The sequence below is a fragment of the Azospirillum sp. B4 genome, from assembly GCF_000333275.1.
Lineage (GTDB): Bacteria > Pseudomonadota > Alphaproteobacteria > Azospirillales > Azospirillaceae > Nitrospirillum.
Genome location: NZ_BACU01000628.1, coordinates 1 through 21,197, shown reverse-complemented (window position 1 = coordinate 21,197; position 21,197 = coordinate 1). Strand labels below are relative to the sequence as shown.

Genomic DNA, 21,197 nt, shown 5'->3' with positions numbered 1-21,197 from the left:
CCATGGCCGCCGTCTACCGCGGTGCCGACGCCATCCAAAAAGTGGCCGTGGTCGGCGCCGGCCTGATCGGAGCGGGATGGGTGGCGGCGTTCCTGGCCCGGGGGTACGCGGTTGCGGTTGCCGATCCCACACCCGACGCCCCGGCCAAGGTACGGGCCCATATCGCTGCCGCCTGGCCGGCCCTGCGCGACCGGGGTTTGGCCGCCGGCGCCGACCCCACGGCCGTCACCTTCCACACCGACCTGGCGGCGGCGCTGGACGGAGCCGATTTCGTCCAGGAGAGTGCGCCGGAACGGCCAGAAGTGAAAGCAGCGCTGTATGCCGATTTGGGCCGCCTGGCCCCGCCGGACGTCATCATCGCCAGCAGCACCTCGGGCATGCCGGTCAGCCAGCTGCAGCAAGGGTGCCTCCACCCGCAGCGCTGCGTCCTGGGCCACCCCTTCAACCCCGTCCACCTGATGCCCCTGGTGGAAGTGGGCGGCGGCGACCGGACCGACCCCGTGGCGGTGGAAACCGTGACAGCGCTCTACGCCTCCATGCGCAAGCAGCCCGTGCATGTCCGGCGGGAGATCGTGGGCCACATCGCCAATCGCCTGACCAGCGCCATGTTCCGCGAGGCGGTGGCCTTGGTGGCAGGGGGTTATGCCACCGTGGATGACGTGGATCGCGCCATCCGCTTTGGCCCCGCCCTGAAATGGGCCATCCAGGGCCAGTTCACCACGTTCCACACCAGCGGCGGCGACGGGGGCTTGGGCGCCTTCCTGCACCATTTCGCGCCCGGCATCTTGGCGCGTTGGAAGACCATGAAGGACCCCGACCTGGCAAATCCGGAACTGCAAGCCCTACTGGTGAGGCAAGTGACCGAGGCCAACGGCGGACAGCCGGTGGCCGACATCGCGCGGCACCAGGATCAAATGATCCTGCGGCTGCTGCAAATCCTATCGGATGGCCTCGCCGATCAGGAAGAACCACCGTCCAACCTGGGTTGATGTCCCATGATCTTCATTCTTGTCTCCGGAGCCTGGCACGGCGCCTGGTGTTGGGAATTGGTGGCGCCACAGCTGGCCGCACTAGGCCACACGGTTTTGACGCCGGATCTCCCCGGCATGGGTTCGGACCGCAGATCGCTGGCGAGCCTGTCGTTCGCGGACTGGACCCATGACTTTGCCGCCCTGGTGCGCCAGCAGCCGGAGCCTTGTGTTCTGGCGGGGCACAGCCGGGCGGGGATCGTCATCAGCCAGGTCGCTGAAATGGCCCCGGAAGCCCTGCGGACCACGATTTACATCGCCGCGATCCTGGCACCCGACGGCCACAAGATGGCGGATGTGCTGGGCCCCCCCGATCCGGAGGTCCGGGCGGGCATCACCCTATGTCCAGACGGCGTGTCAACCACCTTCGACACCAGACTGTTGCGCCCCTTCTTCTACAATACGACGCCTCCGCATCTCGCGGCCCGGGCGGCGTCGCTGCTTACCCCTGAGCCACTGTTCGCCGGCGCGGCCGAAATGCGGCTGAGCGGGGTGAGGTTCGGGCGCGTCCCCCGCGCGTATGTCGAGTGCCGGCAGGACCAGGTCGTGCCGGTTGTCAAGCAACGGGCCATGTATGACGCCTTGCCCTGCTGGCGGGTGGAAAGCCTTGATACGGACCATTCGCCCTTTTATTCGGCGCCGAGCGCGCTTTCAGCGACCCTGCTGAACCTGGCCGCCGACGCGCCCGTGTGAAGACGGGCCTACCGCCCTCACAAATGGCACCTGGCGGTGCTCAGCCGATGGCCGGCAGTCCGCCAGCCTCGGCGATCACATCCAGATGGTGGTCCGCGTCCCCCAGCAGGGCGTCGATGGCGGTCAGCCGCTTGAAGGCGTGGCCGATTTTGTATTCCAGGGTCAGGCCAATGGCACCGTGCAGCTGCACCGCCTGCTGGCCCACGAAACGGGCCGCCTGGCCGATCTTGGCCTTGGCCGCCGCGATGTTCAGCCGCCGCTCCACCGCCGGCATTTCCAGGGACAGGGCCGCCAGAATGGCCATGCTGCGGGCCAGTTCCACCTGCATCATCATGTCCACGGCCCGGTGCTGCAACGCCTGGAAGCTGCCGATGGCCACACCGAACTGGCTGCGGGTTTTCAGGTAATCCACCGTTGTGTTCAGGGCGTCGGTCATGATGCCCACCGCTTCGGCCACCAGCGCCGCGGTCACCTCCTCGAACAGCCGGGTCAGCGTGGCGCTGCCGGAGCCGACCCCGCCCAACACCGCGTTGGCCGGCGCCCACACGCCATCCAGACGCACGTCCGCCACACGGCAGCCGTCATAGCCGGATCGCCCTTGGACAGCGATCCCATCCGCCTGGGGATCGACCAGGAACAGCGTGACCCCGCCCGGCGTAACCGCGCTCACGATCAGTTCGTCGGTGCTGTCGCCGGCGATGACGGCCGTCTTGGCACCTGTGAGGCGCCAGCCGTCGCCATCGACCACGCCGCGCGTCCGCAGCTGGTCCACCGTGTGGCGGGGGCCGTCGGGTTCGCTGTGCGCCAGGGCCATCAGGTACTGGCCGGCGATGATGCCTTCCAGCCGGGCGGCCTTTTGCGCCGGGCTGCCGGCCAGGCGCAGGGCCCCACCGGCCATCAGGACAGCACCGGCGTAGGGTTCGACCACCAGTCCCCGTCCCAGCGCCTCCATCACCAGCATGGTTTCCACGCCCCCGCCGCCGAAGCCGCCGTCCCCTTCGGCGAAGGGCAGGCCCAGCAGGCCCAGGTCGGCCATCTGGTCCCATATGGCCCTGCTGTAGCCGCGTTCCTCGGCCATCGCCTTCAGCCGGCTGTGGAAGTCGTACCGGTCGGCCACGAAGCGGCTGACGGTTTCGGACAGCAGACGCTGTTCTTCAGTAAGATCGAAATCCATGGCAGTCCTCACAGGCCCAGCATCGTCTTGGCGATGATGTTCTTTTGAATCTCGTTGGAGCCGCCGAAGATCGAGACCTTGCGCATGGTGAAGTAGAACAGCGGCGCGGCGGCCCGCCAGCCGTCCGTCCCGTCGCCCTCGCCATGGTGATCGGGCACGCCCAGGCCGGCGGGGCCGGCCAGTTCCAGGGTCAGCTCCGTCATGCGTTGCTGCAGCTCCGTGCCCTTGATCTTCAGGATCGACGCGGCCCCGGCGGCGCCCCCGCCGGCGGCGTCGGCCGCCACCACCCGCAGCTGGGTCAGCTCAAGCGCCCGCAGCTCCACCGCCACCTCGGCCAGTTTGCGGTCAAGACGCGCCTGTTCCGCCGCCGTCAGCATGCCCCGGGCCGCCAGATCCGCCCGCAGCTGGCGCAGCTGGGCCAGGCGCTCCTTGGACAGGCCGATGCGGGCGATGCCGCTGCGCTCATGGCCCAGCAGGTGCTTGGCATAATCCCAACCGCGCCCCTCCTCGCCGATGCGGTTGGCCACCGGCACGCGGACATTGTCGAAGAACACCTCGTTGAGGTCGGAAATGCCGTCGATGGACGGAATGGGGCGCACGGTGATTCCCGGGCTTTTCATCTCCAGCAGCAGGAAGGTGATGCCCTGCTGTTTCTTGCCGGTGTTGTCGGTGCGCACCAGGGCGAACATCCAGTCGGCGTACTGGGCCTGCGTCGTCCAGATCTTCTGCCCGTTGAGCACGTAGTCGTCGCCATCCCGCACGGCGCTGGTCTTCAAGGCGGCCAGGTCGGACCCGGCGCCGGGCTCGGAGAAGCCCTGGCACCACCAATCATCGATATTGGCGATGCGCGGCAGGAAGCGGCGCTTCTGCTCCTCCGTCCCGAACCTGGCGATAACCGGCCCGATCATGTTGACGTTGAAGGGGGAGCCCTCGGGCGCATGGGCCAGGGCCATTTCCTCCTGGAAAATATATCGCTGGGTGGGCGTCCAGGGCTGCCCGCCCCATTCCACCGGCCAGGCGGGCACCGCCCAGCCCCGGGCGTTCAGGATGCGTTGCCAGCGCACGATGTCCTCTTTGGCGAGATGGCGGCGCTCCACCATCTTGCGGCGCAGGTCATCGGGCAGCGCCTCGGCCAGGAAGGTGCGCACGTCGGCCCGGAAGGCCCGGTCCTCATCGGTGAAATCGAGATTCATGGCGTCCCTCAAAGGGTGGTCCCCTTCCCATTCCCAGAGCGGGCGGGCAGGGTCAACCGCGGCCCCAGGTGGCAACCCAAGCAACGCATGGCCGATATCGTCAGCGGTCCAACGCCAGAAGAACGCGCCCCACACCGCTTCCGGCCGTGGCCAAGGCGGTGGAAAGCGCATCCAAGGGGTATGTGGCTACGACGGGCGTGTGCGCCTCCGGCCGGCAGGCGAGCCCCGCCAGCCGGGAATACAGTGCCGCCATGGTGGCGGGCGTCTCGGGGGCCTCGGCGGGACGCAAGCTGAAACCGCGCACGGTCAAGCCCCGTCCGGTCAGCAAGCCAGACGGAATGACACAGTCTTCGCCCGACAGATGGCCGAAAATGACGACTTGGCCGCCCGGCGACACGCAGTTGGCAAGGCGTGCGGTAGCAGCGCCGGCAATACAGTCGAGCGCAAGGGGAACGGGACGACCCCGCAGGGCGCGTGCCGCCTCGGTGGGAAGATCCGGCCCGTCGGCCAGCCATATCTCCGCACCCGAGATTTGAGGACCCGGGCGGTGCGCCGGCGGCGACCGCGCCACATTCACCACGCCGACGCCGCGCTGGCTCGCCAGCAGCCGGACCCAGCGGGCCACCACCGAATTGGCGCCGTTCTGAATGACCCAATCACCAGCACCCAACCACGCCTGGTCCAGCAGACGCCATGCGGTGGCGGGATTGATGCGCAACATGGCGGCCTGGTCGTCAGGCACATCGGGAGGGATCACGATCAGTTGGTCGGCAGGCACGAGGCGATGGCTGCACCAATTGCCGCGATGCAGCGGCAGCACGCGGTCCCCTTCGGCAATGCCTTGGACGCCAGGCCCCACGGCCATAACGCGCCCTACACCCTCCGCCCCCAGTATCAGCGGATAGGACATCGGGAAAGCATAAGATCGCGTGATCACCTGCCGGTCGGCGGGGTTGATGGGCGCCAAGAGCATGGCCACCAGCACCTGGCCCAGCCCCGGCGGCCCGGGGTCGGGCAGGTGTCTCACCTCGGGGAGCTGGCCGGCCGCCGCGATGATGGCGGCCTTCATGCGCGACGCCCGGCCGGCCGTTCGTCAGGCATGGGCCAATTGACGGGGAGTCGCGGCCTCCTGCCAGACCGGCGGCTGTTCCACCCGCATGTTGACGGCGACCGGCGCCGGCTTGGCGCGGGGCGGGAACGCGGCCCGCCGCTCGTCCCGGATCAGGCGGATGATTTCGATCTTGCGCGCCTCGATCACCTCGTTGGGCGCCAGGACGCTGAGGACCAGGCGATCCATTCCCCGGCGCGGCAGCAGCATGGCCGCCAGCACACCGATGCCCGGCGCGTGCGCATCGGGTTCCGCCAGCCAGCCGATGGTGCGCAGGCGCGCCAGTTCCTGGGCGCGCTCCGCGATGCGGACCCGCCGTTCGAGATCAGGCTCTTCCGCGTTCAGCCGATGCAGGGCGGAGCGCACCTGCCCTTCCTGGTAGGTCGCCAGAAGCAGTTTGCCTTGCGGGCTGTGCAGCAGGGAGGTGACGTTGCCGGCATGCTCCTGCACGGCCTCGGCCTGGGGACCCTCGACCACGTGCAGGTGCTGGACCACGTAGTTGTTGGCGGTGGACAGGACCACGGTTTCACCCACCACCTCGGCCACGCGGTCGATGATGTTCAGGATGGTTCCGCCCCGGAACAACTTGGGATCCACCCAGCTGCCCAGGAACGCCACGCGCGCGGTAGGCGTATAGGTGCGCCGGTACCGGTTGTAATGCAGATAGCCCAGCTGGGTCAGGCAGCGCAGAAGTTCCGACGTGCTGGACTGCGGATAGGCCAGCGAGCGGGACAGGTCCATGACCGTCGCCGTGCGGTGCTTGCTGTCGAAGTATTCCAGGATTTCCAGTGCCCGGTGCGCCGATTTGACGGTGCGCATGTCCTTGCTGCTCATGGCGTCCTCTGTCCTCCGCGATGACCCCTTTTTGGATGGGGCCTGACAGCAAAGCTAGGGCATCACCCATCCGATGCGCAAGCAGTTTTTCGTATTGTGTTCTGTTTTTCGAACAGCTACATCGGTGTTGCAACTTGTTGCCCCGGTCGCGGTTGTTGCACCCCTGGAACTCGCAGCGCAAAATTGCAGCTGGTTCGAGGTCGGCTCGCCCACTCACAAGGAATTGGCCATGGCAACCGTGGCACGGCAGATCCAGTCCCCGCCCCTGGGGATCGCAAGGCAGGGGATCGCAACTCAGGGGATAAAGGCGGGACCGCTGTGACCGATCAGCTCGTCGCCAAACGCGCGGGCGCCAAGGCCCGCCTGGTTGAAAGCAGTTCCACCGTTGAGATCGGCAAGGGGAACGGCGGGCCGCGCGCCATGTCGCGCGTGCTCGACCTGTTCGACCTTCTCGCCCGGCGGCGACAGGGGATGACGCTGTCTGAACTGAGCCAGGCGCTGGACGTGCCCAAGAGCACCTTCGTCAGTTCGCTGCGGGCGCTGGTGGCCGACGGTTTCCTCATCATGGAAGGCGGACTGTATCGGCTGGGGCCCGGGGCTTACCGCCTGGCGGGCACCATCCTGTCGTCCTGGTCGCTGCCGGATCTGGTCCGGCACTATGTACGGGAGTTGGCATCGACGACCGGCGAGTCCGTGGGCTTCGCCATCGCCGACTGGGATATCGGCCAGGCCATCTACACCGACGCCGTGAACAGCCCGCAGCCGGTGCACTACGCCATGCGCGTGGGGTTGCGGGCCCCCCTCTATGCCAGCGCTGCCGGCCGGGTCTTGCTGGCCCACGCCCCGCCCGACCAGCGCCAAGCCTACTTCGCCCGGGCGCACCTGAGGCCGCTGACGCCAGCGACCCGCACCTCACCCGCGCAGGTCGAGGAAAGCCTGGATGAAATCCGCCGCCTGGGCTACTGCGCCAGCTTCGGAGAGATGCTGCCCGACACGGCCGCCATCGCCGTCCCGGTCCACGACGCCAACGATGCCGTCCTGGGCGCCCTGATAGTGGCGGCCCCTATCGAACGACTGCGCAATTCCTTCCCCGCCCTGCTGGCGCACACCGTGCGCATTGGCCGCCAGGCGTCCGGCCTGGGGACGGACGATGACTTGAAAGGCCCATGAAAGAAGCGGGCCGCCCCTTCTCAGGGACGGCCCAGGTGGCAGGCCTCCCAGCCCGCAGAGAGATCAGGGAATGGTCATCAAAGGCGGATCACGGGGTTAGCCCCATAAAACGCATGCCGTTCTCGTACATGATCTTGGCGGTATCGGCGTCGGACACGCCCTTGCAGGCTTCCTCCGCGAAGATGCGCGGCTCTTCCACGCCCTCGGCGTGGGGGTAGTCCGATCCCATCAGGATCCAATCGGCGTTGCCCACCTGGTCGATGATCGCCTTGATGTTGTCCTCGGGATAGGCCACCACGGACACGTTCCGCGCGAAGATGCGGCTAGGCCGCTCCTTCAGCTGGCCGCCGGGCCAGTAGCCGTTCTTGGCCATGCCGCGGCACTTGTCCATTTTCTGCAGCATCGCCGGCACCCATTCGGCTCCGTTCTCGGCCGACAGCAGCTTCACGTTGGGGAAGCGCTCGAAAAAGTTCCAGAAGATGAAGCTGGACAGCGTTTCCACCACCGGCCGCTCGGAATAGCCGTGCATCCACACGAAAGCCGTCTGCCGGATGCGCGACTGCTGCACCGGCTCGCCCCAGACGGCCATGTGGTCCTTCATGTAGATGGCTTCCGAAACGTGGAAGACCACCCGCAGGCCCGCCTCGTTCACGATGGCCCAGAACGGGTCGTGGTCCGGATGTGCCGGCGCCTTGCCGTTGTAAGGGCCCATGGGCATCAGGATCAGGCGGGCGCCGTGCTTGATGCACCAGCGGACCTGGTCGCAAGCCTTCTCCAGATCCATCAGCGTCACGATGGGGGCGGCGAACAGCCGGTCCTTGTAATTGAACTTCCACTGGTCGTAGAGCCAATGGTTATAAGAGTTCAGCACCTCGTAAGCCGCGGCCGGCTGATCCAGGTAGCTGATGGCCGTGATCATGTTGCCCACGAACAGAATGCTGCCGCGCACGTCCCACCGGTCCATCAGGGCCAGCCGGGCCTCGGGCTCCATCATGTCGGGCGTCTTGGGGACGTGCAGGTCGATCTCCGCCTTGCCCTCCTTCATCGCCCGCAGCCACTCATGCAGCTTGCCCGGCGCCGGAACGCGGCCGTCCTCGAACAGGTGGTCGGCGCTGATCTCCACCTTGCGCGGGCCGACATACATGGCGAAGTCGCCGGACGGCCCCTTGCGGAAGGTGATACCCCAATCCGCCTTCACCTTTTCCGGAAGGTAGGCGCTCCACGCCTCTTCCGTTTCCCAGAAATGGGCATCGGCGTCGAAGATCGGTCCGATGTAGAGCGGCTTGGAAGTCGCCGGTTTCACTTGCGCTTGCGTGGCCATGATTGTCCTCTCCCCGCTGGTCGGCCGCCCCGGTTCGAAAGCGACGCAACGTTGTCCCGTGGAATTCGATCCTGGCTTAACAGAGGAAATGGGACGCGGCAGTGGCGATGCGGATCGGCCGCCGATTGATCGCCCATCCGATGTTGGGGCTGGCACCCCAACATCGTGGGCACCGCGTCAGTCGACCAGCCGGCTGACCTTGCGATCGCGGTCCAGCGCCGGATCCAGGTAGCGCCCCACCTTGTAGTCGCCCATGATGGTCGTGCGCATGGCCTGGCGCCGGCAATGCAAAGGCACGCCCCGGGCGGAATGGATGACCCGCCAATTGTCCCAGACCACCATGTCGTCCTGCCCCCAAGGGTGGAAGTAGGCGTAGCGCTCATCACACAGGTGGTTGGCCAGTTCCTCCAGCAGGGCGTCGCTCTCGGCCTTGTCCATCCCCAGGACGTACCGGGAATGCATGGGCGACAGCTTCAACACTTTCCGCCCCGTTTCCTGCTGGGTGATGACCAAGGGATGGACGCAAGGCGGGAAATCGTACCGCACAGCGGTGCCGCCACCGCTGGCCGCGCGCGGAAGCGCCGAGATGTCCTTGGGGAAACCGAACTGGCCTGAGGTGAAGTCGGGGTTGAACTCGTACACCACCTCCAGCCCCTCGATGCGCCGCTTCAGCTCCGGCGACAGGCGGTCGTAGGCGGCGATGGCGTCGATGAATCCGGTTTCCCCCATTTCCGCCGCCGGGCGGGTCATGCGTAGAACGGCGCCCCGCACGATGGTCGGCATGAAGCTCTGGTCCCAGTGCCAGCCCAGCCAGCCGGCGCGCGGAATGCCGTCCACGACATAGTGACGGTTGAAGCGCGCCCTGGTGTCCTCCGGGTCGTAGGCCAAGGTCATGAGGTAGGGGTTGTCGGGGTTGTTCATGTCGGCGGTGGCCGCCGGCTCCATCTGGCCGAACACGCGGCTCAGCCGCATGTGGATCTCATCGCTGGCCCCCGCCCCCCGGAACAGCAGCACACCGGCCCGGATCCAGGCGTCGAGGATGGCGGCCTCCTCCGCCGGCGTCAGCAGACGCGTCAAGTCCACGCCGCGCACCTCAAGGCCCAGATTGGGAGAGAGGGGGATTTCTTCGATGGCCATGGCCCATATCCTCCACATAGCTTTTTATTGTCGATACCCAAGAGGTATCAGCCCGGCGATGCCTGAATAATCCCCTATTCATCAAAGGGAAGATTTCGCATGATCAAATAATCATGACGCAAATCGTTGAATTGATGGTCTTCACGACAATCGTGGACGTCGGCTCGATGAGCCGGGCGGCGACCCGGTTGCGTCTTTCGCCGGCCATGGTCACCATGCATCTGGCCCGGCTGGAAGCGAACCTGAACGCCAAGCTGCTGAACCGCAGCACCCGGCGCCTGGAGTTGACCGATCAGGGGCGCCTGTTCCTGAGCCATGCCCGCGGCATCCTGGAAGCGGTGACCGCCGCCGAGGCAGCCATGCGCGAGGCGGACGGACGCCCAACCGGCAGGGTGCGCATCGATGCGCCAGCGTCCCTGGGACGTCGCCTGATCCTGCCGCTGGTCCCGGCATGCCGTCAGGCCTATCCCGGCATCGTGATCGACCTCAGCCTGGGCGACCGGGGGACCCTGTACCGCCCTGACGGCTTCGACATCATATTGCGGGTGGGGACCGTCCCCGACATGGCGCGCACGACGATCAAGCTGGGAACCGGCCAGCTGCAGCTGGTGGCGTCCCCCAGCTACCTAGCCCGCCGGGGCTGCCCACGGACGCCGGAGGAGCTGAACGACCATGACTGCATCCTCTATTCCAGCGTGGAGTCACCCGGCGGCAACCGCTGGCGCCTGACGCGCGGCGGCGCGTCGACCTGGCTGCGCCCCAAGCCCGCCCTGACGTTCAACGACGGCGCCGCCATGACCGAGGCCGCCATCGCAGGCGCGGGCATCGCCCAGATCCTGAACATCCTGGTGGCGGAGCCGGTGGCGGACGGCCGCCTGGTGGTTCTGCTGCCGGATTGGCCGCCCGCCCCCAGCCCTGTGACCCTGACCCTGGGTCGGGACGGAGAGGTGCCGGCGGCCGTGAAGGCGGTTTTCGACTTCCTGACCGACCATCTTCGACGGGATTCCCTGACAATGCCCCCGGCACCGACATCGGCAGATATCGCATCCTCGTAGAGATGCGCCGGCCGGCCGGCATTCGTCTCCTGACCGCAAGGCCCGCGTCTAGGATCAGACCGGCCCCTAGCCAAGCCGGCCGCATGGGCGGCCGCGCGTGCAGGACCCCATGAATGCGCCGCCCGCCGGTAACCCGGCATTCCGGTCCCGAGGCGGCAGCGGGAGAGGAACATGACCCAGGATTATGATCTGGTGATCCGCGGCGGCACGATCGTCGACGGCACCGGTGCCGCCCCCTACACCGGAGACATCGCCATCACCGGCGCGCGTATCGCCGCCGTCGGCAGCGTCCCAGGCACGGGGCGCGAGGAAATCAACGCCGCGGGCCTGATCGTGACCCCCGGCTTCGTCGACGTGCACACCCACTACGATGGCCAGATCACTTGGGAGAACCGGCTGGCCCCCTCGTCCGACCACGGCATCACCACCGTGATCATGGGCAACTGCGGCGTGGGCTTCGCCCCGGCGCGGGCCAGCGATCGCCAGCTGACGATCAAGCTGATGGAAGGGGTGGAGGACATTCCGGAGGTGGTCATGGCCGATGGCGTCCCCTGGAACTGGGAAAGCTTCCCGGACTATCTCGACGCCTTGGACCAGCGCCAATCGGACATCGACTTCGCCGCACAGATCCCCCATAGCCCGCTGCGGGTCTATGTAATGGGCGAACGGGGCGCCAACCTGGAACCACCGACCGACACCGATCTGGCGGAGATGCGGCGCCTGACGGCGGAAGCGATCGCCGCCGGCGCCATCGGCGTCAGCACCTCGCGCCAGCTGGCCCACCGCTTCCGCGACGGCCGGCCGGCGCCGTCCACCCAGACCGAGGTGGATGAGTTGCGGGCCTTGGCGGGTGGTCTGGCCGACACCGGCACGGGCGTGTTCCAGCTGATCCCCAACACCAGCCGCGACGCGACGGAGGAATTCACCGTCATCCGCACCCTGGCGGAGGTGTCGGGCCGGCCGGTGAACTTCAGCCTGCTGACCGGGGAAACGATCAAGGGCGGCTGGCGTGGTTACATGGACGGCCTGGTGCAGGCCCGCAAGGATGGCCTGCCCATCAGCGGCCAGTACTATCCCCGTCCCATCGGCATGCTGTTCGGCCTGGACCTGAGCTACCACCCCTTCTCCCTGAACCCCAGCTATAAGGCCATCGAGCACCTGCCGCTGGATGAGAAGGTGGCGGCCATGCGCGACCCCGACATGCGCGCCCGGCTATTGGCGGAGGAGCCGCAGGACCCCAACCCCTTCTTCCTCTGGGTGGTGCAACAGACCCACCTGCTGTTCCCCCTGGGCGATCCGCCGAACTACAACCCGGCGGCCGAGGACAGCATCAAGGCCCGCGCCGCCACCCTGGGTGTGGATGAGCGGGAACTGATGTATGATGAGCTGCTGCGCAACAACGGCCGCACCATCATCTACTGCCCCATGGGCAATACCGAGGGCGGGCGCTTCGACGCCGCCGCCAACCTGTTCGGCCAGCCCGGCACCGTCCTGGGCCTAGGCGATGGCGGGGCCCACTACGGCATGATCTGCGACGCCGCCTACCCCACCTTCCTGCTGACGCAGTACGTGCGCGACCAGAAGCGCCTGCCTCTGGAAAAGGCCATCAGCATGCTGTCGCGCGAGACGGCGGCCTCGGTCTGCCTGAACGACCGCGGCATCCTGAAGCCCGGCTACAAGGCGGACATCAACGTCATCGACCTGGATCGCCTGCACCTCTACGCGCCCCGGGTGAAGCGCGACCTGCCGGCGGCCGGACGGCGGCTGAGCCAGAAGGCCGACGGCTACGAGGCCACCATCGTCTCCGGCACCGTGACCTATCGCAACGGCCGCGCGACCGGCGCCCTGCCCGGCCGCCTGGTGCGCGGCGCCAAGAGCGCGCCCGCCGCTTGAAATGGATCAGCTTGAAAGCTCAACAAGGCAAAAGGGAAACGGACATGCCGTTGGACGAAAAGAGTGAACGCGGACTGGCGGTGATCGGTGACATGATGGGGCCAACCTTCAGCGACGCGCTGCGGACGGCCGCCACGTCGGGCAAGTTCGGCTCGGCCATTTCGCAGATGGCCCTGCACCATGCCTTCGCCGATGCCTGGGGACGCGAGGGACTGGAGCGGAAGCAGAAGAGCCTGGTGGTCATCGGCGTGTTGATCGCCCAGCGCCAAACAGCGGAACTGAAGAACCATGTGAAGATCGGGGTGGCCAACGGCCTGACAGTGGCGGAACTGGAAGGCGTGCTGATCCAGGCCCTGCCCTACGTCGGCTTCCCCGCCGTCGCCTCGGCCACCACCGCGGTCATCGAGGCCCTGCGCGAGGTGGGGCTGGACCCCAACGTCAAGACCTCGGAGGAGCGCGGGTTGCTCTGACCTGCCACAGGCCCGTACCAAAAAAATGGCGCCGCGCTGAACCATCAGCGCGGCGCTTCAGTTTTACCTGTTCTCAGTCGAACAGGGCGGGATCAGCCAGGCGGTCGGCGATGAACCGGCAGAACCGGGCAGCGTCGGCGCCGTTGATGACGCGGTGGTCGTAGCTCAGCGACAGGGGCAGGACCTGGCGCCAGACCACGCCGCCATCGGGTGCCGGGGTGGCCACCGGACGGACGCGGGTCACGCCCAGGATGGCCACCTCGGGCGCGTTGACGATGGGGGTGAAGCCGGTCCCCCCAATATGCCCCAGTGAGGTCAGGCTCATGCAGCCGCCCGACATCTCGGCCATGGGCAAGCCCTTGGTGCGGGCCTTTTCCGACAGGGCGGCGATCTCGGTGGCGATGGTGTCCAGGCTCTTGGTGTCGCAATCCCGCACCACCGGCACCAACAGGCCCCCGGGTGTGTCCACGGCTACGCCGATATGCACGTACTGTTTCAGGACCAGCGTCTTGTTGGCCAGGTCCAGCGAGGCGTTGAACTGGGGAAAGGCCTTCAGGCCGGCGGCCATGGCCTTCACCAGCAGGGGCACGATGGTGATCTTCGGGCCACCGGCGGCGTTGCGGTCTCGCCGGCGCTGCTCCAACTCGGTGATGTCCGCCTCATCCTGGTGGGTGACATGGGGGATGGCCACCCAGTTGCGGCCCAGGAAAGCCCCGACCAAGGCCTGGATCCGGGACAGTTTGCGGGTTTCCACAGGGCCGAAGGCGGCGAAGTCCGTTTCCGGCCAAGGGGCCAGCCCCTCCAGCAATGCGCTCATGATCGCGGGCCCCTATTCGATGACGGCCAGCAGGGTTCCGACCTCGTAAGTCTCCCCCACCTGGGCCTTGATCCGCAGGGTACCGGTGGCGGGGCTTTCCACCTCCTGCGTCGACTTCTCGCTTTCCATCGCGTAGAGCGGCTGCCCTTCCACGGCCTGTCCGCCGTCGGGCACCAGCCACTCGCTCAGCAGCCCTTCGTTCATGGAAAAGCCGATCTTGGGCAGCAACACTTCCGTAGCCATCAATATCCTCTTATGTCGCGGGCGTTGTGTTTGCAGGAGTTGGGTTGCGGGGCGGCGGCGTCAGGCGGCCGCGAGCAGGGACCGGACGGCGGCCTCGATGTCGGCGGCGCGGGGCGCGAACGCCGTCTCCAACGGTTTGGAGAAGGGCACCGGACAGAAGGCGCCACCCAACCGCTTCACCGGCGCCTTCAGCCGGCTGAACAGTTCCTCATGGATGACGGCGCTGATCTCCGCCCCCACGCCGAACGGCGTCACCGCCTCATGCACCACCAGGGCCCTGCCGGTGCGGGCCACGGACTCCAACACGGTGCGCCGATCCCAGGGCGCCACGGAGCGCAGGTCGATCAGCTCGGCCGAGATGCCGCCGGCCTTGAGGCTGGCCACGGCGGCCTGCGCCTCCTGCACCATGCGGGCATAGGCGATGACGGTCACGTCCTGGCCTGGAGACAGCACGCTGGCCTTACCCAGCGGCACACGGGCGCCCGGCTGCGGGGCGGCGCTGGGCGTCCAGTAGGTGGGCAGGTTCTCGATGAACAGCACCGGATCGGGATCCTCGATGGCGCTGCGCATCAGGCCGTAGGCGTCCGCGGCATTGGACGGGGCCACCACCTTGATGCCGGCGGTATGGGCGAACCAGGCCTCCAGGTAATCGCAATGCTGGCCGCCGGTACCGAAGCCCGCCCCGGTCATGGTGCGGATGACGATGGGCACATGGGTTTGGCCGCCCGACATGAACCGCAGCTTGGCCGCGTGGTTGACGATCATGTCCATGGCCACCGTGGTGAAGTTCATCAGCATGATCTCCGCCACCGGCTTGAAGCCAGCCAGGCTGGCGCCAATGGCGGCGCCGATGATGGCCTGCTCAGAGATGGGCGTGGACCGCACGCGATGCGGACCGAAGCGGGTGGACAGGCCCTTGGTCACGCCGACGATGCCGCCCTCTTCCGGGTCGGCAACTTCCTCGCCCAGAACCAGGACGCTGTCATCCTCCGCCATGGCGTCGGTCAGGGCCTTGTTGATGGCCTGCAGGATGGTGATCTGGCTGGTATCGGACATCAGGCGGCCTCCCCGACAACGGCTTCTGGGGCGAAAACGTCACAGGCCAGCTCTTCCACCGTGGGATAGTCGCTGGCCAGGGCATGGGCCACGGCCTCATCCAGCTCGGCCTCGATGGCCGCCTCGACCTCGGCCAACTCGGCCTCGGTCGCGATGCCCTCGGCGATCAGGTGGGCGCGGAACCGGGGAACGGGGTCGGCGGCCACGGCAGCCTCCTTCCGCGCCTTGTCCATGTAGGCATCGGCATCGCCCAGGACGTGGCCGTGGAAGCGGTAGGTCATCGCCTCGATCAGCGTGGGACCACCACCCGCCCGTGCCCGGTCGACGGCGTCCTTGGCGGCGGCATACATGGCGAAGGGGTCGTTGCCGTCGACACGGGCGCCCGGCATGGCGTAGCCCACCGCGCGGTCGGCGATCTGCCGGGCGGACGTCGCCTTTTCGTAGGCCGTGTGCTCACCCCACTCATTGTTCTGGCAGACGAACACCACCGGCAGTTTCCACACCGCCGCCAGGTTCAGCGATTCATGGAAGGCGCCGATGTTGGAGGCGCCGTCGCCGAAATAGGCCACGGTGACGCGGCCGTCGCCCTTGATCTGCGAGGCCCAGGCCAGGCCGTTGGCGATGGGCATGGAACTGCCGACGATGCCGGTGGTGACCATCACTCCGGACTTGGGATGGGTGATGTGCATGGGGCCGCCCTTGCCCTTGCAGGTACCCGTCACCCGGCCCGCCAATTCCGCCCACAGGTCCTTCAGGGGCACACCCTTGGCCAGCATGTCATGGATGCCGCGATAGATCGTGCAGATGTAGTCGTCGTTGGTCAGCAGCACCGAGAGGGCGCTGGGGATGACTTCCTGCCCGCGCGGCGAGTAGTAGGGCAGCACCAGCTTGCCGGCGCGAATGACCTTGCGGGCCCGCTCGTCGTTGGCCTTGATCAACGCCATGCGCCGATAGATGTCGCGCTGGGTGGCCGCATCGGGCGTAACGCCCGTGATGGTAGGGGCCGTCATGGGATAGGGCCTCCCCTCCTGGTTTCAGGGTCTCTCGTCAGGGCGGCGGACGCGCCAGCCCCTGCGTTTCTGGCTGTCTCATGTTTCCCGGCGCCGGGCACTCATGGCCTGCGGCGAGCCCTTGGGATATCGCCCATGTGTAGGCTTGGCCGTCGCGGCCGGAAACGGTGGACCCGCCGAAGCCGCTTCCCCCAATAGCGAAGCGAGGTCTCGAGAACCCGAAAGAGATCAGCGAAAGCCGACCCAACGATGATCCAGTCCCTGGGCGATCTCGTTCGCCGCAATGCCCGCTTCTTCCCGGAGGACGCCGCCACCGTGTTCCAGGGGCGGCGCACCACCAACATCGATCTGCTTCACCAGGCCGAGGCACTGGGCGCGTCCCTGTTGGCCGCCGGATGCCAACGGCAGGACCGGGTAGCGCTGCTGTGCATGAACAGCGACCGCTATTGGGAAGCCATGGCCGGCTGCTGGCTGTCCGGGCTGATCGTGGCTACGGTCAACTTTCGCCTGGCGGCACCGGAAATCCAGCACATCCTGAACGACACGCAGCCGCATGTGCTGCTGTTCGAGGCCGCCTACGCCCCCGCCATCGCCAGCATCCGCCAACAGCTGTCGGTCCGACACTATGTCTGCCTGGATGGCGACGTGGGTGACTGGGCCATTCCCTATGGGGCCTTCATCGCAGGCTGCCGCGCCCCGCTGGCCAACCAGCAGGTTCGTGCCGATGAAATCGCCACCTTGCTCTACACCAGCGGCACGACGGGGCGGCCCAAGGGGGTCATGCGGTCCCACCTGGCCGAGCTGACGCTGGGCGAGCAGATGGCCATGATGTTCGACTTCCGCACCGGCGGGCGCAGCCTGGTGGTGATGCCCCTGTTCCACGCGGGCGCCCAGTCGTCCAGCTACGCCCAGATGTGGCGCTGCGGCACGCTGTTCATCCAGCGCGGGTTTGAACCGGAGGCGGTGCTGGACATCGTCGCGGCCGACCGCATCACCAACCTGCACTTCGTGCCCCAGATGCTGCAGGCCGTGCTGGACGCGGCGGAAGCCCGCGACGCCGCCGGCCGCACGGTCGATACCAGCAGCGTGGAGACCATAGCCTACGCCGCCGCGCCAATGTCCCCGGCCCTGCTGCGGCGTGCCCTGGCCCGCTTCGGCCCAGTGTTCGTGAACGGCTGGGGCATGAGTGAGGGCAACGGCACGTCGCTGCCCAAGCATAAGCATGCGCTGGAGGGGACCGATGCGGCCCTGCTGTCGTCCATCGGCCAGCCCAACGCCAAGGCGGAGATGCGCATCGTCGCCACTGATGACACCGGCCTGGACCGCGATTGCGCCCCAGGGGAAACCGGGGAGCTGTGGCTGAGGTCGGCCTCGGTCATGACCGGTTACTGGAACAACAGCGCCGCCACCATCGAGGCGTTGCGCGACGGCTGGCTGCGTACCGGCGACCTGGGCTACGCCGACGCCGCCGGCAACATCTTCCTGGTCGACCGCAAGAAGGACATGATCATTTCCGGCGGGGAGAACATCTACAGCCAGGAAGTCGAGCGCGCGGTGGCCGAGCATCCGGACGTCGCGTCGGTGGCCGTCATTGGCGTGCCCGATCCCAAGTGGGGGGAGACGGTCATGGCCATCATCGTGCCCAAGGCGGGCACCGCCCCCACGGCCGACGCCATCATCACCCACAGCCAGACCCTGATCGCCAGCTACAAGAAACCCCGACACGTCGTCTTCGTGCCGGCGCTGCCGCTGCTGCCCAGCGGCAAGGTCGACAAGATCAGCCTGCGCCGGCAGTACGCGACGGCCCCTCTCTAAGGAGTTTTCCCCATGACCAAGCGCACCGTCATCGTCACCGGCGGCTTCGGCGCCCTGGGCCGCGTCGTGGCCGCCGCCTTCGCGGCCCAGGGCGACCGGGTGGCCCGGGTGGACCACGCCCCCGCCGCCACCGATGCCACGCCCGACGGCGGCCTGGATCTGGGGGGCGTGGACCTGACCGACACCGATGCCGCCGGCCACGTCGTCACCCGCGTGGTCGAGGCCTGGAGCGGCGTGGACGTCCTGGTCAACGTCGCCGGCGGCTTCAAATGGGAGAGGCTGGGAACCGGGCAGGTCGACACCTGGACGCGGCTCTACGCCATGAACGCCGTGACCGCGACCACCATGACCAAGGCGGCCCTGCCCAGCCTGCTGCGGCGTCCCGGTGCGCGCATCATCAACATCGGCGCCAAGGGCGCGGTGCACGCCGACGACGGCATGGGCGCCTATGCCGCCGCCAAGTCCGCCGTCCACCGCCTGACGGAAAGCCTGGCGGCCGAGCTGGCGGGCCAGGACATCACCGTGAACGCCGTCCTGCCCAGCATCATCGATACCCCCGCTAACCGCGCGGACATGCCCAATGCCGACCATGGCACCTGGGTCAGCCCCCAGGAGCTGGCCGACGTCATCCTGTTCCTGGCCTCTCCCGCGTCCCGCGCCATCACCGGCGCCCTCATCCCGGTCATGAGGGGCGCCTGACGGCATACGCATTGATCTCTCACTAATTCAGCACCATATTGGAGGCTCAATTAGCCGGATCCTGAGATGACCGAAGCGACGGAATGGACCGCCCCCCAGTCGGCTTTCCTTCTGGAGAAGCCGCTCATCGAGGTGAAACGGGCCATCGACAGGGGAGTAGTCCGCGCCACGGTGGTGGAACGTGGCAGGATCAAAGGACGCCGTCTGCGCGTGGGCGACCTGGTTTACCTACAAGCCAGCAGCCGGCTTGCGGAGAAACTGACGCCATCAGCCCGCAACGATCTATACGATCAGTTGCGCGATGTCGGCGCGCTGAAGGGCATGCCGCGGCGGATCAAGCTTTCCTGGGGCACCGTCGATATCGCCCCCGATGTGGACGCCATCGCCAAGCGCATCAACCTGCTGCATCGCGTCGAGGATCGCGTTAGCCACTCGGCTTCGGGCGAGCCCCTGATTCCCGCCACCACCGTGGAGATTTACCGGATCGCGGCTTTGCTCGACGGCGGCGCCACGGTGGACGACGTGCTTCATGAGTTCCCCTCGCTGACAGCGGAACAAGTCGATCAGGCACGGGCCTATGCGGCCATCCATCCCAAGCGGGGGCGTCCCTTCCCCAAAAAGGGACTGAAGCGCAGCCTTCAGGATTTGGGGCTCGACATGCTGGATGAAGTTCTGGGAGTTCCAGATTGTGCCGGCATCGACGAGGCCGAGGAGTGACGTATCTTCTCGATAGCAATGTCTTTCGACATTTCAGCCGAGCCGCCGCAGACACCATCGACCGTCATGAAAAGAACGCCCGACGGTGGCTGGCCTCCGTCAACGCCACGGATCTGTACGTCAGCGTCCTCACCATACGCGAGGCGCGGAAAGGTATCGCCTTGCTACGGGCGAAGCCTGGCCGGAAAGCCGCCGCAGACGGCATAGAGGACCGGCTGAAGGCCTTCCTGGAGGATAATGGCGGAATGGTCATTCCCCTCGATGCCGCAGCGGCGTTGAAATGGGGAGAATTGTCCGCTGAGAGAGATTCCGATGCGATGGATCTGGGCATCGCGGCAACGGCGCTCACTCGGGGGTTGGTTCTGGTTACCCGCAACGTCCGGGATTTCCAGAACCGCGGCGTGGCCGTCCTCAATCCATACATCGTGTCCAGCTGAGTTTCAGACGATCTCAAACAGGGCTGCGGCCCCCATCCCGCCGCCGATGCACATGGTGACCACCACCCGCCGGGCCCGCCGACGGCAGCCTTCGATCAGGGCGTGGCCAGTGAGGCGGGAGCCGGACATGCCGAAGGGGTGGCCGATGGAAATGGCGCCACCGTCGACATTCAGGCGGTCGTTGTCTATGCCCAGCTTGTCCCGGCAATAGATGACCTGGACCGCGAAGGCTTCGTTCATCTCCCACAAATCGATGTCATCCACCGTCAGGCCATGCTTGGCCAGCAGCTTGGGCACGGCCACCGCCGGCCCGATGCCCATCTCATCCGGCGCGCAGCCGACGACGTCCATCCCCTTGAACAGACCCAGGATGGGTAGGCCGCGGCGGGCGGCTTCATCCGCCTCCATCACCACGCAGACGCTGGCCCCGTCGGACAGCTGGCTGGCGTTGCCAGCCGTGATGGTACCGCCCTCATACACAGGCTTCAGATTGGACAGCGCGGCCAGCGTGGTGCCCGGGCGGTTGCCCTCATCTTGCGTCAAGGTCACCGTTTCCTGGCCCGTCACCGCACCGCCCTTGTCCACCACATTCTTGACCGTGGTGATCGGTGCGATTTCCGCTTCGAAACGGCCCTCGGCCTGGCCGGCCGCGGTGCGGCGCTGGCTCTCCACCGAAAAGACGTCCTGCGCCTCACGGCCGATGCCATAGCGGTGGGCCACGGTATCCCCCGTGCGGATCATAGGCCAATAGACCTCGGGCAGATGCTCCGCCAGCCATTCGTCCTGGTTCCGGAACTTGTTGCGGTGGGGATCGACCAGCGACACGGTCTCGACCCCGCCGGCAATGTAGATGCCCCCTTCGCCCGAGCGGATGCGCTGCCCCGCCATGGCGATGGTCTGCAGGCCGGAGGAACACTTGCGATCCAAGGTGACGCCGGCGACGGTGACCGGCAGGCCCGCCCGCAGCGCCGCCTGGCGCGCGATGTTGGAGCCCACCGCCCCCTCCGCCCGCGCCGTCCCCAGCAGGACGTCCTCCACCTCACCAGGCTCCAGCCCCGCCCGCGTCACCGCCGCGGTGATGACATGGGCCGCCATGCTGGCGCCGTGGATGTTGTTGAGGGCGCCGCGATGCGCCTTGCCGATAGGCGTGCGGGCGGTGGCGACGATGGCGGCTTCCTTCACGGGGGCGACCCTTTCAGTCACAAGAACTATCGGACCCTAGGTAAGAGGTGCGCCGCCGGGACACCAAGACCATGCCGGAATCCATCGCGCTTCCGATCATAGGTCCCCCTGCCTTGACCTCGGGCGACAGGGGCGGAAACGGGAA

The 21,197-nt window shown here is 67.1% G+C and carries 21 protein-coding genes; 10 read left to right on the top strand and 11 right to left on the bottom strand.

Annotation, left to right across the window (positions count from 1 at the left end; genetic code table 11):
- Positions 1 to 2: 2 nt before the first annotated feature.
- Together I55_RS28105 and I55_RS28100 are read left to right on the top strand one after the other, a co-directional pair.
- Complete coding sequence (locus tag I55_RS28105) at positions 3 to 989, top strand: 3-hydroxyacyl-CoA dehydrogenase NAD-binding domain-containing protein (RefSeq protein ID WP_044564038.1); 987 nt, start codon at positions 3 to 5, stop codon at positions 987 to 989.
- A gap of 6 nt (positions 990 to 995) precedes the next feature.
- Entirely contained in the window at positions 996 to 1,721 is a 726-nt protein-coding gene (locus I55_RS28100) for an alpha/beta fold hydrolase (protein WP_044564037.1), read from the top strand.
- A 40-nt stretch (positions 1,722 to 1,761) separates the two neighbouring features.
- On the opposite strand, the gene I55_RS28095 is transcribed toward I55_RS28100, so the two are convergent.
- The 4 genes from I55_RS28095 to I55_RS28080 all read right to left on the bottom strand — a co-directional run bounded on the left by I55_RS28095 (position 1,762) and on the right by I55_RS28080 (position 6,030).
- Positions 1,762 to 2,895 (bottom strand): acyl-CoA dehydrogenase family protein, encoded by a 1,134-nt coding sequence (locus I55_RS28095; RefSeq protein WP_044564036.1) that lies wholly within the window; start codon positions 2,893 to 2,895, stop codon positions 1,762 to 1,764.
- A gap of 8 nt (positions 2,896 to 2,903) precedes the next feature.
- A complete protein-coding gene (locus I55_RS28090; RefSeq protein ID WP_044564035.1) occupies positions 2,904 to 4,088 on the bottom strand; it encodes an acyl-CoA dehydrogenase family protein in 1,185 nt (394 codons plus the stop codon).
- A 100-nt stretch (positions 4,089 to 4,188) separates the two neighbouring features.
- On the bottom strand, positions 4,189 to 5,157 hold the full coding sequence (locus tag I55_RS28085; RefSeq protein WP_044564034.1) for a 2-enoyl thioester reductase domain-containing protein: 969 nt from the start codon (positions 5,155 to 5,157) through the stop codon (positions 4,189 to 4,191).
- Between the two features lie 24 nt (positions 5,158 to 5,181).
- Positions 5,182 to 6,030, bottom strand: a complete 849-nt coding sequence (locus tag I55_RS28080) for an IclR family transcriptional regulator (protein ID WP_049974588.1) — start codon at positions 6,028 to 6,030, stop codon at positions 5,182 to 5,184.
- A gap of 318 nt (positions 6,031 to 6,348) precedes the next feature.
- On the opposite strand from I55_RS28080, the gene I55_RS28075 reads away from it, so the two are divergent.
- The gene (locus tag I55_RS28075) at positions 6,349 to 7,200 is read left to right on the top strand and encodes an IclR family transcriptional regulator (RefSeq protein ID WP_199902755.1); all 852 of its coding nucleotides are present in this window, start codon (positions 6,349 to 6,351) and stop codon (positions 7,198 to 7,200) included.
- An 88-nt stretch (positions 7,201 to 7,288) separates the two neighbouring features.
- Here the strand turns inward: I55_RS28075 and I55_RS28070 are convergent, their stop codons facing one another.
- On the bottom strand, positions 7,289 to 8,521 hold the full coding sequence (locus I55_RS28070; RefSeq protein ID WP_044564033.1) for an amidohydrolase family protein: 1,233 nt from the start codon (positions 8,519 to 8,521) through the stop codon (positions 7,289 to 7,291).
- A gap of 177 nt (positions 8,522 to 8,698) precedes the next feature.
- Entirely contained in the window at positions 8,699 to 9,658 is a 960-nt protein-coding gene (locus I55_RS28065; RefSeq protein ID WP_044564032.1) for a TauD/TfdA family dioxygenase, read from the bottom strand.
- Between the two features lie 113 nt (positions 9,659 to 9,771).
- Between I55_RS28065 and I55_RS28060 the strand changes: the two genes are divergently transcribed.
- The 3 genes from I55_RS28060 to I55_RS28050 all read left to right on the top strand — a co-directional run bounded on the left by I55_RS28060 (position 9,772) and on the right by I55_RS28050 (position 13,076).
- Positions 9,772 to 10,713, top strand: a complete 942-nt coding sequence (locus tag I55_RS28060) for a LysR family transcriptional regulator (protein WP_044564031.1) — start codon at positions 9,772 to 9,774, stop codon at positions 10,711 to 10,713.
- A gap of 171 nt (positions 10,714 to 10,884) precedes the next feature.
- Entirely contained in the window at positions 10,885 to 12,606 is a 1,722-nt protein-coding gene (locus I55_RS28055) for an amidohydrolase family protein (RefSeq protein WP_044564030.1), read from the top strand.
- A 44-nt stretch (positions 12,607 to 12,650) separates the two neighbouring features.
- Positions 12,651 to 13,076 carry a carboxymuconolactone decarboxylase family protein gene (locus tag I55_RS28050; RefSeq protein WP_042703717.1) on the top strand — a complete coding sequence of 142 codons (426 nt, stop codon included), beginning with the start codon at positions 12,651 to 12,653 and terminating at the stop codon, positions 13,074 to 13,076.
- A gap of 73 nt (positions 13,077 to 13,149) precedes the next feature.
- Here I55_RS28050 and I55_RS28045 read toward each other — a convergent pair whose 3' ends face one another.
- The 4 genes from I55_RS28045 to I55_RS28030 are packed head-to-tail and all read right to left on the bottom strand — an operon-like array spanning position 13,150 to position 16,202.
- A complete protein-coding gene (locus I55_RS28045; RefSeq protein WP_083901488.1) occupies positions 13,150 to 13,893 on the bottom strand; it encodes a 2-oxo acid dehydrogenase subunit E2 in 744 nt (247 codons plus the stop codon).
- A gap of 12 nt (positions 13,894 to 13,905) precedes the next feature.
- Positions 13,906 to 14,136 carry a biotin/lipoyl-containing protein gene (locus I55_RS28040; RefSeq protein WP_044564029.1) on the bottom strand — a complete coding sequence of 77 codons (231 nt, stop codon included), beginning with the start codon at positions 14,134 to 14,136 and terminating at the stop codon, positions 13,906 to 13,908.
- Between the two features lie 60 nt (positions 14,137 to 14,196).
- Positions 14,197 to 15,192, bottom strand: coding sequence for an alpha-ketoacid dehydrogenase subunit beta (locus I55_RS28035; protein ID WP_044564028.1), 996 nt, complete (start codon positions 15,190 to 15,192; stop codon positions 14,197 to 14,199).
- Positions 15,192 to 16,202 (bottom strand): thiamine pyrophosphate-dependent dehydrogenase E1 component subunit alpha, encoded by a 1,011-nt coding sequence (locus I55_RS28030; protein WP_044564027.1) that lies wholly within the window; start codon positions 16,200 to 16,202, stop codon positions 15,192 to 15,194. The genes I55_RS28035 and I55_RS28030 overlap by 1 nt, the downstream gene beginning before the upstream one ends.
- Before the next feature lie 249 nt (positions 16,203 to 16,451).
- Between I55_RS28030 and I55_RS28025 the strand changes: the two genes are divergently transcribed.
- From I55_RS28025 to I55_RS28010, 4 genes are all read left to right on the top strand, one after another.
- Positions 16,452 to 18,017: a class I adenylate-forming enzyme family protein gene (locus I55_RS28025; RefSeq protein ID WP_049974586.1), complete on the top strand. Its 1,566-nt coding sequence runs from the start codon at positions 16,452 to 16,454 to the stop codon at positions 18,015 to 18,017.
- Between the two features lie 12 nt (positions 18,018 to 18,029).
- Positions 18,030 to 18,716 (top strand): SDR family oxidoreductase, encoded by a 687-nt coding sequence (locus I55_RS28020; protein ID WP_044564026.1) that lies wholly within the window; start codon positions 18,030 to 18,032, stop codon positions 18,714 to 18,716.
- Between the two features lie 66 nt (positions 18,717 to 18,782).
- The gene (locus I55_RS33615) at positions 18,783 to 19,433 is read left to right on the top strand and encodes a DUF433 domain-containing protein (protein ID WP_049974585.1); all 651 of its coding nucleotides are present in this window, start codon (positions 18,783 to 18,785) and stop codon (positions 19,431 to 19,433) included.
- Entirely contained in the window at positions 19,430 to 19,870 is a 441-nt protein-coding gene (locus I55_RS28010) for a type II toxin-antitoxin system VapC family toxin (RefSeq protein WP_049974584.1), read from the top strand. Before I55_RS33615 ends, I55_RS28010 begins: the two co-directional genes overlap by 4 nt.
- 3 nt (positions 19,871 to 19,873) lie before the next feature.
- Here I55_RS28010 and I55_RS28005 read toward each other — a convergent pair whose 3' ends face one another.
- Complete coding sequence (locus tag I55_RS28005) at positions 19,874 to 21,052, bottom strand: acetyl-CoA C-acyltransferase (RefSeq protein ID WP_044564025.1); 1,179 nt, start codon at positions 21,050 to 21,052, stop codon at positions 19,874 to 19,876.
- Positions 21,053 to 21,197 lie beyond the last annotated feature (145 nt).